This window comes from Bartonella pachyuromydis (assembly GCF_039543065.1).
GTDB classification, from domain to species: Bacteria; Pseudomonadota; Alphaproteobacteria; order Rhizobiales; family Rhizobiaceae; genus Bartonella; species Bartonella pachyuromydis.
This window is the reverse complement of sequence record NZ_BAABJA010000010.1, coordinates 31187-46212: the sequence shown is the minus strand read 5'-3', so window position 1 is coordinate 46212 and position 15026 is coordinate 31187. Positions and strand designations below refer to the sequence as shown.

Here is a 15026-nt window from a genome sequence, read left to right as displayed (position 1 = left end):
ATTATGATGTTTGAGATGGCAATGCTCTTACTGAGATGGTGAAAGATATTTTGCTGAAATTCTAATCGAGAATTTGTTTATGGGGATTGGGCCGATTGGCGAGAGAAACATCTTCAAGAAAATAAAACAGTAAAATTTATAATAAAATAATTTACATTGTTTCTGTTAATAGATAAAAAAGAGAATTATATTTATTGATATATAACAAAATACTTCTTAAACAAATAATTTATTTTTAAAATTGCAAAATGTGCTTTTCTCTCATGCAACATAAATATACATTACCATTCCTTATACTTATCGTGTGTTTGTCGACCGGAGGTCTGATTTCTACAGATATTTTTCTTCCGGCACTGGGAGAAATGCGCCAATATTATCAAGTTACTGAATCTCGGATTCAGAATGCTGTGGCGATTTTTTTGTTTGCATTGGCACTTGGACAGCTCATTTATGGACCATTGAGTGATAATTTGGGGCGTAAAAAAACACTTCTCTTTGGTTTGTTTCTATGGTTGTTGACCACGATAAGTGTAATTTATACGGTTAATATTCACGCTTTTCTTGCTTTGCGTTTTTTACAAGGTCTTGGAGCATGTGCCGGAATTGTTTTAAGCCGTGCTATTATCAATGATTTATTGGATAAAAAAGCAGCAGGAAAACTTTACTTAATTGTTTTTCCTTTTATTGGCATGTCGCCAACACTCGCCCCTTTAGTGGGAGGGATATTGTTACAAGCTTTTCATTGGCAAGCGACTTTTATCTTTTTAAGTGTTTTTATATTCTTGACTATTTTACTTTGTTATTTTGTGCTCACAGAAACCTTGCCCGTTCAAAAACATCATCGTTTTTCTCTTGTGGGATTTATGAAGGGATGTTTAGGGGTTCTTAGAAATAAACAATTTGTTTTCATGCACTTATTCCGTGTTTTTCTTATGCGGCCTATTTTGCTTATATTGTAGAGTCGCCTTTTTTACTCACAACTTTGGGTTTGCCACCAGTCTATATTGGTTATAGCTATATTGGTGTGTCATTACCCTATATTTGGGGAAATTTTACAGCGCGATGGTTTTTTAAGCGCGAGTCTATGGAAAAAACTGTCTGGCGCGGGTATATTATTTTTGCGATAGGAGGGGGGCTGTTTGCTTTGCAAATGTATGTAAGTCCATGGCCCTTGGTGACGAGTTTTGTTGCTATTGCTGTTCTTACTTTTGCCAATGGTTTTTTATTGCCATTAGGGACAGCATTGGCTATTTCTTCACATCCGCAGGCTGCTGGAGCTGCTTCTGGTATGATGGGAGCTTTACAATTAGGTAGTGCTGCGTTGAGTGCTGCGGTTATTGGAAAGATATCTGGGCACAATCCATAGACTATGGCAGTTTTATTGGCTGCCTGCTGTTTGCTGGGTTTTATCATTTTATCTGTAAAGCGCATGATTTTATGCATTCCGAAATGGATTGAGGGAGATAAGAAAAAAGAGCATTATGGGTAAATATTATACTGTTATTTTACTTGAATAGAAATTATTGTGGTTAATAGTAAAGTTTTAGGAAGCTGGTTCCTTGAACGTATTTAAAATTTATCGCAGTTTTGTTTAATTTTGTTACAATTGCGTATTCTGAATAATTGTTTTGGGGGAATGCATGATAGGATTCGGATATATATGTGTTTTAATGTTATCTGCAGTGAGAATTTTTTTTTCTAGATATCTTTTAAAATAACAGTTGTGGGGAATAGCGGGGAATAAATCAATGAGCCTTCGTATTGTCATTCTCTCTCCTGTGATGCCAATTTGGGATCATGGTGTTTTTTGTTCTTCATTTACAAAGCTATGTTCGGAAAAAGGGTACCAAATTACTCTCCTCGATACGCTGTCTCTTTTTCCTAGTAATTCTCTTATTTGTAAGCACTCTTCTGTAGAAATTTTGTCTTTTATTAGAGAGAAACTTGAAAGCTCTTTTAGAGAGCCTTCAGTACTGGTGGGTTTTTCTATGGCTGGAATGTTAGTTCAAATATTGGCAGCAAGACTGCCAAATGTTCGCGCTGTGCTTGCTGTGAATGCACCAGGTTATCCAGATGAGCTTTTACAACAGAGACTTGGATATGTTCTTAATTTCTTAAAAAATCAAGATTTATCTAGAGCGCTAGAAGCACTCAATATTTTGATGCATCCTTCTGGAGGTGTCAAAAAAAGAGTTCCACGGGAAATCCCTGATACGCAAAAGGATATAGCAATTGAGCGTATGACGAGAGGATTTCATTTCTTGCTAGAGATGGATGCTAGAAATGAGATTATCAAATATACTGGAAAGTTTTTAGCGCTAATTGGTGAAAAATCGCAACTTGCAACCATAGACAATCAAACGAGAAGCTATTGTATTTATCATGAATATAGGGTCATCCCTGATGCTGGTACGCGTCTGTGGGATGATAATCCTGTTATGACGAATGCAATTATTGAGCAATGGATGAATGGATTATGAAAAAGAAAGTTCTTGTATTGCTATGGAGTGGGACCAGGGATTTGTGATGCTGCACTGATGGTCTTAGAATAATTTAAGTTGCCTATCGAATTCACTTATGGCGATATTGGTTGGCAATGCCATTTTAAAAGAGTTTGTAGAACCTTCAAAAGCAAGTCAACTTTCTGATGTTTTCCCTCTTGTTCAATTGCGCCAAAAGTTGGATCTTTTTGCAAATATACACCCTATCAGATACATTATCGGTCCGAAAAAGCCTTTTCATTTTTGTGTTATCAGCGACAATAGCGAAGGTCTTTATACAGAACGAAATTCTCGTGGAATCCCCTCTGAGGAAGCTGCATGGTTAAGACAACTCAATTTAGAAAAATTTGGTCTTAAAGAGGCGGCGTGGACGGTGCATTTGCAAACACGCTTTGGTTTAGAACGATTATTTGAATATGCTTTTTCTTATGCACGAGCACATGGGTGTAAGAGGGTTACTTTTGCGGATAAGCCAAATATTATGGGGAAAAGTGGTCAATTTGCGCAAGAAATTTTTGAGAAAATCGCGCAGAATTATCCGGAAATAGAAGCAGAGATTCACGATGTGAATACGGTTTCTTTATGGATTGCAACAAAGCCTGAGCGTTTTGGTGTAATTGTTGCTGACAGTATGTTTGGTGATATCCTTTCTAATTGTTCTGCTGGAGTGATGGGTGGATTAGAGCTTGCACCTTGTGCAATGGTGGGAAGCAAAGTTGCTTGTTTTAAACCTGTTCATGACAGTGCACCGCATATTTCTGGACAGAATAAAGCAAATCCTTCTGCCATGCTTTACACCACGGCTTTACTTTTGAATTATTTAGGCTTTCAGGATGCGGTATGACAATTGTCTGAGAGTGTTGATCAGGTTATTCGTTCTGGAAAAACTGTTACTTATGATTTAGGAGGTTTAGCCTCTACACGCCAAATGGCACAAGCTGTTCTCAATTCTCTTGAAAATCCTGTTTCTGTTTGTCGGGCAGCGGTTATTACCGTTGGTGATGAACTCCTTTCAGGACAATATTTGAATACCAATTTGCAGGATTTAAGTCAAAGCTTGGAAAAGAGGAATATTCAAGTAACACGCCATTTTGTTTGCGTAGATCAATTACAGCAAATGTGCGAAACTGTAATTGCTTGTTTGGGACAAGAAGATCTTATCATTATCAGTGGAGGATTAGGGCCTACATCTGATGATAAAACGCGTGATGCGGTGGCTCAAGCTGTGAGACAGCCTTTGATTCATCATGAAGATGTTTGGCAAACAATAAAAGCGCAATTAGAGAGACTAGGAATTGTGCCGGATAGCAATAATGCGTGTCAAGCATTGTTTCCAGAGACAGCAAAAGTGCTTGATAATCCTACTGGTACAGCCCCTAGTTTTTACCTTTCTTGTGATGGAAGTTCCCTTGTGGTGTTGCCTAGTCCACCTACACAAGCTCTTGCCCTTTTAGAAGATTATTTACAACATGGTGAGAAAAACTATTCTTTTATATCGCGTGCGCAATATGCATGGACTTTGATTGGAATCGATGAAAGCACTATTGCGCATTGGGTGGATTGCCATTTTGAAAATGAGCCATTTGAACGGCATTTTTTATGGAAAAACCCTTATGTTCTTGTGCAATTGGTTGGCCAGTCATCTACGCCTTTAGCAGGGCATTTAATTGAAGAATTTGAAAATCATTTTCGTCCATATTTGGTTGGGGCAGAAATTACCACTGCTCGTGAACAATTAGCAATGTATACAGAGGTTTGTTGGTCGGCAAATGATCCTCATCTTTTAAAGTATTTTCAGGAGGCAGGAAAAAGTGTAAAAAATATTCCGCAGTTAGAGGTTGAGGTTAGCTTATCACCTTCTTTAGAAATATTAGAAAACCAAAAAGAAAGCCTTGGATATGCTACAATGAGTGTACGGATAAAAGACTATGGGGATGATCAGGTTTCTTTTCTTTATACACGACCACTTTTAGGGATTGTCTTACAGGAATATGCAACTTGGTTGGTTTTAAAAAGATATTTGCAAAGAGAAAAAAGCAAATAATACTTTATAAAGACTCTATTTCCTAAGTCATTTTGCTGTTGCATGAATTACAGACAGTGTTTTTTTGATGCGTTAGAAGAATTGTCTTGGCAAGTGATTTTCGTTGATATTAAATACTTGGGAAATATTTTATTCCAAACGTTTTTACAGTAAAAATTTTCCTATAATCGCCTAGACATTGTACATAAAATTGCTGATTATAGAGCTTATCATTACCTTGTTTGCAAACAAATATTTATATAATTTGGAGTAAAAATCCCCTGTACAGATGAATTATAGGGGATCTTTATGGCATGATGAAATTACAATTATTTTTGCAGATTGTTTTATTCAGTTTAGAAAAAAATTTTGGCGCGTGTTGTTTGAGAGATAAGAGAATATATTTTAAGAAAACTGTAGGAAAAACTTCTTTATGATAAAGGCAACAGCTTGATTGTTTATCACTATACAAAAGAAGTTTCTCAATGTTGTTTTAAAATATGCGAGCGAAGAATTCAGCCAAAATGGGTATTGTTAATTGGTTTTGCCCATAAATAGACACAAAAATTTCATAAAAGAGTCTCTCAGTGTTTTTGCACTATCAGGCGATGGTTCAATAGGGGGGCTAATATCTGTCCGTGTATTGCTTACATTCGTAAGAGGAGGAATTGTTTTATACAAAGCATAAGAGAATAGTTGCTCAATAGTTTCGCTGTGCTTGTATTTGTTTCTTAATGAGTAGTTTTTCAGACATTTTAGAGAACAGATGTTTGAATCAGTGGTTGGTGCGTGTTTAGAGAGTTATTTTGTTCGTTTTGTATAGAGGATGTGAAAGTGCGCGTTCATTATGGAGCAAGAGCTTTGCTGTTTTTGATGCGCCAATTTAAAGTTGGATAGTGGGATGTCTTGAAAAAGCCATCATAACACTGATTTTGAGTATTTCTATTGTAACGTGCAGTCTTATTCGCGAAAGAGATAAAAAGGAAGAATTGCTGTGTATCAGATTGATTACAACAGTTATCGTTCTATCAAGAGCTTTAATCGTCGTGTTCGTTTTCTTGTCATGCATTATACTTCACTGGATTTTAAAGAGTCAGTGATGGCTCTCACAGGAGAAGATGTTAGTGCCCACTATCTTGTTCCAGATCCCACAGAGCAGAGCTATATTGAGGCAGGGTTTAAAGATATGCGCATCTTTAATCTGGTAGATGAAAATGAACGCGCATGGCATGCGGGTATGAGTTCATGGGCTGGACGTAGTAACCTTAATGATACCTCCATTGGAATTGAAATAGTGAATTTGGCGAAGGGCTATTCTGATTCTTCAGAGAAGGCATATAAAGATGACTGTGAATTGCAGAATTATGTTAATTCATGGAGTGAAGGCGATGGTGTGAATGGGACGGCTTTGCAGCTTGAGACAGAGAATCTAGAGGTTGACAATTGTCAGAATTTTATATTTCCTCCTTATAACCCAAGGCAAATTGATGCAGTTAAGGAACTTGCATTAAATATTCTTCAAAGATATCCAGATATTATGCCAACGGGTGTTGTTGGACACAGTGATATTGCCATTGGAAGAAAGAGTGATCCAGGGGCTGCGTTCCCATGGAAAGAACTTTATTTGGCTGGTATAGGGGCATGGTATGATGAGAAACAAAAAGACGGCTATCAGGAGCAGTTCTATAAGAGTTTGCCGCCTCAAGAAGATGTTTTGGCTAAACTAAAATGTTATGGATATGATATTTCGGTTGCATCTAGTGAAATGGGATATAGAGATTTGATTCGAGCATTTCAATTTCATTTTCGTCAGGAAAATTATGATGGAATTTTGGATATTGAAACAGCAGCAATTATTTATGCGTTGGTAGATAAATATTTTCCATCAAATTGATTCAATTTATTTTTATTTAAATATAAAGTTACGATAATAGACGTTTTATAAAATTCTTTATTTGCTTTTTGCCGATTAGAGTTGTGTGGAAGAAGTCATTTGTGGTGTGAGAGCAAGTGAGAGTGCATTTACGAGCTTTTCAAACAAAGTGCGTATAGTAGCAAAAAACAATGTAGTGTTTCTCTTTGGATAGAGGAAGGTAGAGAGAAATATTATTAATGTTAAGACCTTGAAATTGATCAGCATGTTTGGAGTGAGTTTTTCTTTGTACAAGATTTGTATTCTTGCAACACTGTTTGCTTCAATAGAAGGATGTGGGAGATAAGATCACTCGATTTGCTTTTACATAACAAATCCGGAGAAATATTTTCTTTTTTTCCTGAATTGCCATAACATTTGAAATTGATCACAAAAAATAAAACACTTATCTGTTATCTACAGAAAAAGGGACATAAACGCGTAAGAGAAAATTGAGATAATCTTTTGCACGAAGTATATCATACAGCAAGAAATTGAAAAATCGGCAAATGAGTTAAGAAAATAAGCTGCAATGCATGCAGCTCATTTAGATGTTACAGTTTTGCCAATGAAAGCATTTTTTTGCTCGACTGAAGATAAAATGGCATCACCCTATCTCAAAACAACCGATAAAAAACCGTGAGCAAAAAAAGCAATTTATGAAGATATAAAAAATTTTGAATAGCCGGAAAAATAAAAAGAATCAAAAAAACAAAATTTCCAAATTTTATTACAACCTATTACTTTTACTGAAAATAGCGGAGAAGAAGAAAATCCTATTCCCTCACTTTTATTCTAGCATCCCGTACCCTAAAAAAAGATATCAAAAATCAATAAGTTATAGCGTGATAAAAGTGTTGTGGCGGAGAGGAAGAGATTCGAACTCTCGAGAGCCTTTTGAGCCCTACTCCCTTAGCAGGGGAGCGCCTTCGACCACTCGGCCACCTCTCCAAGGAAGTGCATAAATGGTATCAACCGAAAGTTCAAGACATTTTCGATTTTTTTCAAAAATATCTAAAATTTTTCTTTTATTGATGACATCAGATAAGGCGTTAACAAAATGCATATGTGCTTTTTTTACCACATTGTCGTGAATAGTACATCAAGATCCTTCAAAAAGTTAATTTCATATTTGTATATTGAAAAAAGATTAGTATAGCTAATGAATTATAAGTATCGCGTATTTTACTCTGTCTTTGTATAAGTCGAGAAAATAACATTCCCTACGAAGATTAAACTACGTTTCATTGGAGATTCATTATGAATATTAAATCCATTTTTTTAAGCTCTGCAGCAGCTTTTTTAGCAGTTTCTGGAGCGCATGCTGCTTCAACAGTCGTTGCAGAACCAGAGCCTGTAGAATATGTTCGCGTTTGCGATGCATATGGTAAAGGATATTTTTATATCCCAGGAACAGAGACCTGCATGCGTTTGTCAGGAAATGTTCGTGCTGATTTTCTCGGCGGTGATAATATTAATGCAACAACAAATGCTGAATTAGCTACCAAAAGAAAAACCTATAGTGCAACATCACAATTAACCCTTGTTTTTCAGACTGCTTCTGAAACAGAAATGGGAACACTTCGTTCATATGCGCGCATTGCCTCAAACTGGAAGAATGGTGCAAACAGGGATGGTGCTAAGCTTACAGCTGCCTATATTGAACTTGGCGGTTTCCGCGTAGGTCTTGATGATACAATTTTTAGCAGCTGGACTGGTGGTTATGGAAATGTTATCAATGATGACAGTATAGCGCCAGCGGGTGATACACGTACCAATTTTATTTCTTACACTTTTAGTGGTGATGGTGGTTTTTCTGCCATTATTGGGGCTGAATTAGGCAATGCTTCCTTCAAATCAGATGATGATACATACTACTACATCGATAAAAATGACAAAGTTGCCCTTGTTCCTAACGATGACCTTCCGCCAAGCAAAGGCATAAAGAATTACGCTCCTAATCTGGTTTTAGGTATGAAGTTTATGCAAAAATGGGGTGGTTTTTCAGCCGTTGCTGCTTATGATTCTTACTACAAAAAGTGGGCTGGTAAGGTCCGTGTAGATTTCAATGTCAATGATCGTTTTAATCTATGGGCAATGGCTGGCTATAAAAACAACGTTGATTACTATACTGTAGAAGAAGGTACAGATAGTGTGTTAACGCGGCAAAATACAACGATTTACGCAAACTGGGGAGGAAATTGGGCTGCTTGGGCTGGTGCAACTTATAAACTCACTCCAAAAGCGAATTTAAATGCTCAAGTTTCTTATAGCGCTGTAAAAACCTTTGCAACTTCTGTCAATATTGCCTATACGCTCGTTCCAGGCTTTGTAATTACACCTGAACTTACTTACGTTTCTTGGAATGATGATCGTACTTTGAAAGGCGTAAATAAAGATAAGAATTATACCCATGCCTTGAATGGAAAAAATGCTTTCCAAGGTATGCTTCGCTTACAGCGTTCATTCTAATCCTATTGAACTATGCTTTTAAAAACTGGCGATATACATTGCCAGTTTTTATTTTTTTAAGTGAGTTGTGATAATTATAATACTCTATGAAGATATTTTTACCACTATTTCTCAAAAAAGCTGTTTACTTCTATAAAAATATTCCAAACATATACATTATCAAGTGCAATAAGGACTCTCAAAATCTTGTACATCTCATTCAAATGATCTTCTCTTTGCCCTTTTAGGATAAAATTCTTACCTTTCATCGGTTGTTATAAAGCTGGGATTTTTAAGAAAATTCTTCAGTACTTTTATATTTAATGAATAGGCTTACACCTTTCAGGTAAAACAAAATGCCATGATATCATCAATTTACGTATTTATTTTCAAAAATATTTCTCAAAGCATTTAGATTCATTTCACTGCGCTATTCATGAATGGTATAATGATAAACCTGTAGTGTACCACCATCTTTGCAATTTATAAAGAAGCAAACTTGCTTCATTAGACTAGTTGCTAGCCACTCATGTTATGACAGTTTTTGATACCTAAGATGATTCATAAGCGGCGTTATTATTACTTTCCCAAAGGCCTTTTGTCCTTATATTCATCCTATTTAGGATGAGCAGAAGGGAAGGGGGTATGATTCCATATAAACAGATTTGAATGAAAAGAATTTTACGCTATGAGAGACTCTATTTAAGATAATGGATTATAAATCAATATGTTGTTCATATTAAGCAATATCATTTTTGGAAGATATTATATGATATTTTGCGTGTAGCGCTTTGCGGGAATGTGTCATCCATCTCATGACGATCAAACCACAGATGAAAAAGGCGATGGTTGGTAATATTAGATAATAAGACGGTGAAATTTTTGCAGGGAGACAAGAGATGATGCTCAGCACCGTGATTGAAAATATTCTTCCACTGAAAGATACAGCGCTGATAATGCCGGAAATATGTCCTGTTTGTTTTTGGTTAAGCTCTGAAAAAAATAGGCTCTTTGCACCGATTGATACGGTGCAAATAAATCCATGGATTAACGAAAATGCGATGATTTCTAAAGCGATTTGCTTGCTATGAGCTAAAAAATAAAGTGCCCTGCACATCAGGGCAGAGAAGAATAAAAAATATTTTACAGAATTTCTGTATTTGTTCTCTAAGACATGATATTTAGACATCAGTAAGTTTGAAAAATATTGCGCTGTGAAGAAGCCCCTACATGGCAGAATATCAGTGTGAGCATCTGTGCACTGTTAAGGTAGTTGATTTTGCTTGTTTAAAGTATTATCGATTGACAGAAATGATAAATAATCTGAATGCCAGTACTGAAAAGGCACATGAGAAAAATAAACCATGCTCCTTCAATGGTATTTTAGAAAATCCACAGTGTTTCTTTGGCATTTTGCAGGATTGTTGTCTTTTTTTCTTCAGGAATAAAAAGGAAGATCAAAAAAATGATGCTCATCATGAAGCATGAAATGATATATCTCATGAAATATTGCCCAGAATAGTATATTGTTCCAATTCCTATCATACCGCTGATAATGCTCCCAAAAGAATTTTCTTGGTGATAGAGATGGGCATAATGCGAAAAGCAATCTTATTTGTTGCCTAGTGAATGATAAATCCATCCGTCTTTTTGGTCAAAAAATATTTTGAGCTAGTAACAGAAAATCGCATTATCGTTATGGAAAAGAAAACAGGTATTCCTCCACATATATTGTGGTTTCATTGATATCCTTCTTATTTATCAAAGCCGTTTTTTTTGAAACGAATACCGATGGAAAGAGATATCCCTATCATTTTAAAACTATGCAGTCGATGTTTTTTCTTTTTAATTTTTATTATTCTTTATTGTCAATTTAGAAGAGATATTATTTTTAAAGAGTATTAATCTAATTGTATTTATTCTTTTACAAAATAAATACATTTTTTTGTTGTAAATAATTAATTTTATTTCATATAATTATAATATATTATTATTTTGTAATAGCTATGTTTACTATTTTATAATATTTTATTTTTAATTGGTTTTTATATTATAATAATACGTTACTTTATTGAAGTTATGTATGTTTTTTTGTTTAATATCATTGTTTTTTGCAATCGAGCAAGTTATATTTTGTTGCCTTAAGAAATAAGGGGGGAAGGAAGGAAAGAATTTTGTCATGAAGTTTCAGTGGTATGCTTGGCAAATTTAAGGTGTTTTAGCGCATCTTATTGCAAGATAAATTTTGAAGAGTAGTTTTTTATTGCTTGAGAAGAAAAAACTATTGATCAACAACCGATGTTGTTGGGTAGGTTGTTTTTGTGATGTTATAAAACTGCATATCTTTGCAAAGATGTTCGAGGCTCATTTGTGTTAATCTTTCGTGATTGTGATGTGGTAAGGAGAAAGTTTCAAAGGTTGAGATTTTTTATACAATGCAAAGAGCTTGAATGTTTAGGATAACTAAAAAATATCTAAAAAAACGCAATCTAAAATAGATTATAGAAGTAAGTTGGGAAGCTATATTCTTTTATTTTTTACACTTCTCTCACGTCTAAAAGTATCCGTAAAATCAACTATTGATATCGTGATGAAAAGAGAATGGTGCCCAAAAGAGGACTCGAACCTCCACGCCTTGCGGCACAGGTACCTGAAACCTGCGCGTCTACCAATTCCGCCATCTGGGCTATAAAACTCGTCTAAGCTTGTGAGGCAGTTCTGTCAATAAAATTTTCTAAAGTACCATAAAGATTGTTTTTCACTATAGGGGAAAGCACGTTTATGTATTCATTGGCGTATTTTAAAGTGACATTTCTCAACTCTCTGAAGCTCATTTTATGACGGCGTCTGTGAATAGTATAACGGTAAAACCATGGAGCACTATCATCTATGCTTATGGGCCCATCATACTCTTTGCTAATTCCCAATGTTGCTACTGTTCTTGCTTTGAGATAGTTCATGAGGAGTATTTTTACTCCTTTCTTGAATTTTTTATCTACACGTCAATATCGCTTGTCACATACAAGCGAATGATTTTGATTAATTTAGCATTGGGAAGAAGTTTGGAATGAGAGAATCTTGGGATATTCGGGTTTCTCATTCAATATGAATAATTCTATATTATTATTATAAATCAACATGTTGCATTTTATAAAGTTATAATGTTGTTGATGTCTAATTTTCATTTTCTATTGTATTTATCAAATGTGCAAAAGAGAAAGTTAAAGGAAATGTTTAGGAACGAATTTATGTGTAGAGCCTTTAAAGTCTCCCATAAGTGTTCAGAAATGGAATCTACTAAGAAAATTCAATTTGATGAAAGGCTAATAGGGAGCAGAAAGCTTTGTCTTTTAGGGTGAGGGAAAAGTCAAAGAATTTATTCTTCCGTTTAGAATTATTGGGCTAAACTTCTTCTGATCATTACGATTTTAAGAATTTAAGGGGTGATGATTGTCTTTGAGGCGATTGTTGAGTCAGAATTTAATGTATAAATGATAGGAATGCCGGTTGCTAATTCTTGGGAGATAATCTCTTCACTGCTTAAACCTTCAAGAGCCATTATAAGAGCACGAAGAGAATTGCCGTGTGCGGCTACCAAAACAGTTTGAGAACGCAAAATATGAGGTTGGATATGGTGAAGATAATAGGGCCAGATGCGAGCTCCAGTATCGCGTAGACTTTCTCCATTTGGGGGGGCAATCGTATAGGAGCGACGCCACATTTGTACTTGTTCTTCTCCCCATTGTTGGCGTACTTCATCTTTATTTAAGCCAGCAAGATCACCATAATTACGTTCATTCAATGCAGGGCTTTTTATGAGTTCTAAATCTGCTTGCTCCATCTGTTCTAAGATGTAGCGCGCTGTTTTTTGTGCACGCTGTAGATCCGATGTATAAGCAATATCAAATTTTAAACCAGCTTCTTTGAGTTTTTTTCCTGCTGCTATTGCTTCCGTACAGCCTTTTTCCGTTAAATCAGGGTCTTTCCAACCGGTAAAAAGATTTTTGAGATTCCATTCACTTTGTCCATGACGGATGAGTACGAGTGTGCGTCCCATTATAAATTTCCTGTGTTACATTGATTGCTTATAATTCATCATTCAATCCTAAAACATCAAGCATTGAATAAAGACCATTTTTGTGGTTCTTTGCCCATAATGCTGCTTTTAATGCTCCATTAGCAAAAATAGAGCGTTCTTGCGCTGCATGTGAGAGAACAATACGCTCATTTGAGCCAGCAAAAGTGACACTATGGTCGCCAACAACTGTCCCACCTCGCAAACTGGCAAAGCCGATAGTGCCTTTTTCACGTTTACCTGTATGACCGCTTCGTCCACTCACACTCACATTTTTGAGCACAACATTGCGACCTTCGGCTGCTGCTTGACCAAGAAGAAGAGCTGTTCCAGAAGGAGCGTCAACTTTGTTGGCGTGATGCATCTCATAAATTTCAATGTCAAAATCATCCGCTTCTAATGCTTTGGCTGCTTTTTTTACAAAGTTTGCTAACAGATTGACGCCAAGGCTCATATTTCCTGATTTGACAATAGTTGTATCTTTTGAAAAGTTTACAATTTCTGCTTCTTCGGCTTTGTTAAATCCCGTTGTACCGATAATATGCACAAGGCCTTGTTGGGCAGCATAGTTGGCGTAAAGAACGCTGGCTTGTGGCTGAGAAAAATCTAAAATACCCTCTGTATTAGAAAAGGCGCTTTCAGGATCATCAGTGATGCGGATACCAAGAGCATTAGAACCAATCAATATACTCGCATCTTTGTTTACGAAAGGTGATCCTTTACGCACAAGCACAGCACACAGTTCTACATCTTGCCTACGCTGGATAGCGGCAATGAGCTCGCGCCCCATTCTTCCATTGGCACCAACAACTGTAAGGCGCATCTTTTTCTCCTTAATAACACTTTACCTTTTGTAGTATAGGCAAATTCTTATTCTCTTTCCAATGGTTCTTTTTCTTTCTAGGGAGAAATTAGGTTTCTTTAGTTTTGTGAAAAGATCGCTTGTTGATAGAAGTGCATGACAAAAAACACTTTTATTTTTTTATAGAGTGAATCACGTGGATGTTCAGCAATTATTTTTTTAAGAATACCTTTAGAAAATGACATCTGTCGATATCATTATTTTATTTGCGTGCTCTCATAATACTATAGCTCTTGTATTTAAATACAGAAGCTTAAAATCTTTACCTGAAATGGTTTTACTCATATATTTATCATCCAACAGAGCTTAATTGAGAAAATATTTTGTATTTTAAGTGTTCATTCAAGTTATCACACGGTGATCATCTTAGTGTATCAATCTTATCATAATAAAGTCTATAAAACACTAGGATTTTATTGATAAAGAGCTGTATAATCTTTTAGATAAAATATTGCTTTCACTTTTATTCAAATAGATGCTTATAGATGTTTAAAAATCAAGGTCCGTATAATGAGGACTTGCGACAATTCCCCTGATGCGATCTGCTAGAAGAGAGCGAAAAGAAGGTCGCGACTTAATCCGCATGTACCAGTCTTTGGCAGCAGGGACTGATTCCCAGTCGATTTCTCCTAAAAAATCAAGGACAGAAACAGAAGCAGCAGCTGCGAGATCCGCATAGGATAATTCAGAACCAACTAACCAGTCGCGAGATGCACAAAGCCAATTAAGATAGTTCATATGGGGTGGAATATTGGCGCGTGCATTGCGTAAAATTTGAGAATTGGGAGCACCACCGCCAATGGCTAATGGCATTTCACGTTTATAGATCCGTTCTCGTACAATATGGCGTGTGGCTTCAGTTTCAAATTTATTTAAAAACCAGTCATTGAGACGACGTACTTCAGCACGACCTAAAGGATTTTCTGGAAAAAATTTATTCTCTTGTCGTAAACTACCATGCGTTTCATCTAAATATTCGTAGATAACAATAGCTCCCGATAATGGAACTTCATGTTCATCAAGAAGAACGGGCACATGGCCTGCCGGATTGAGTGCAAGAAATTCATGTCTTCTGGCCCATTCATGTTCTTCAATTAATTGCGTGGTTACACCATATTCTCCAAGAATAAGGCGTATAAAACGGGAAGCAGAAGAAAGAGGAGAGTGAAAAAGTGTCAGCATAATCTACAGTATCAGATAGA

7 protein-coding genes, 2 tRNA genes and 3 pseudogenes are annotated in these 15026 nt (G+C 36.0%); 5 read left to right on the top strand and 7 right to left on the bottom strand.

Features of this window, described 5'->3' with window-relative positions; genetic code table 11:
- The first annotated feature begins 263 nt into the window (after positions 1-263).
- From ABD917_RS06775 to ABD917_RS06760, 4 genes and pseudogenes are all read left to right on the top strand, one after another.
- Positions 264-1458 (top strand): annotated as a pseudogene (locus ABD917_RS06775) (multidrug effflux MFS transporter).
- A gap of 290 nt (positions 1459-1748) precedes the next feature.
- Positions 1749-2480, top strand: coding sequence for an alpha/beta hydrolase family protein (locus tag ABD917_RS06770; RefSeq protein WP_345119339.1), 732 nt, complete (start codon positions 1749-1751; stop codon positions 2478-2480).
- Positions 2477-4545: pseudogene (locus ABD917_RS06765) on the top strand (isocitrate/isopropylmalate family dehydrogenase). Before ABD917_RS06770 ends, ABD917_RS06765 begins: the two are co-directional and overlap by 4 nt.
- A gap of 973 nt (positions 4546-5518) precedes the next feature.
- Complete coding sequence (locus tag ABD917_RS06760) at positions 5519-6418, top strand: N-acetylmuramoyl-L-alanine amidase (RefSeq protein ID WP_345119338.1); 900 nt, start codon at positions 5519-5521, stop codon at positions 6416-6418.
- 878 nt (positions 6419-7296) lie between these two features.
- Here the strand turns inward: ABD917_RS06760 and ABD917_RS06755 are convergent.
- A tRNA-Ser gene (locus ABD917_RS06755) sits at positions 7297-7387 on the bottom strand.
- 309 nt (positions 7388-7696) lie between these two features.
- Between ABD917_RS06755 and ABD917_RS06750 the strand changes: the two genes are divergently transcribed.
- Positions 7697-8908 (top strand): porin, encoded by a 1212-nt coding sequence (locus ABD917_RS06750; protein ID WP_345119337.1) that lies wholly within the window; start codon positions 7697-7699, stop codon positions 8906-8908.
- A 718-nt stretch (positions 8909-9626) separates the two neighbouring features.
- On the opposite strand, the pseudogene ABD917_RS06745 reads toward ABD917_RS06750, so the two are convergent.
- The 6 genes and pseudogenes from ABD917_RS06745 to ABD917_RS06720 form a co-directional block, all read right to left on the bottom strand.
- Positions 9627-10534: pseudogene (locus ABD917_RS06745) on the bottom strand (MFS transporter); the annotation flags it as partial.
- 955 nt (positions 10535-11489) lie between these two features.
- Positions 11490-11574 (bottom strand) — tRNA-Leu (locus ABD917_RS06740).
- Between the two features lie 12 nt (positions 11575-11586).
- The gene (locus tag ABD917_RS06735) at positions 11587-11847 is read right to left on the bottom strand and encodes a hypothetical protein (RefSeq protein WP_345119336.1); all 261 of its coding nucleotides are present in this window, start codon (positions 11845-11847) and stop codon (positions 11587-11589) included.
- Between the two features lie 476 nt (positions 11848-12323).
- On the bottom strand, positions 12324-12944 hold the full coding sequence (locus ABD917_RS06730; RefSeq protein ID WP_345119335.1) for a 2,3-bisphosphoglycerate-dependent phosphoglycerate mutase: 621 nt from the start codon (positions 12942-12944) through the stop codon (positions 12324-12326).
- 28 nt (positions 12945-12972) lie between these two features.
- Positions 12973-13785: a 4-hydroxy-tetrahydrodipicolinate reductase gene (dapB, locus tag ABD917_RS06725; RefSeq protein ID WP_345119334.1), complete on the bottom strand. Its 813-nt coding sequence runs from the start codon at positions 13783-13785 to the stop codon at positions 12973-12975.
- Positions 13786-14313: 528 nt separating this feature from the next.
- Positions 14314-15006, bottom strand: coding sequence for a glutathione S-transferase family protein (locus tag ABD917_RS06720; RefSeq protein ID WP_345119333.1), 693 nt, complete (start codon positions 15004-15006; stop codon positions 14314-14316).
- Between the last annotated feature and the right edge of the window lie 20 nt (positions 15007-15026).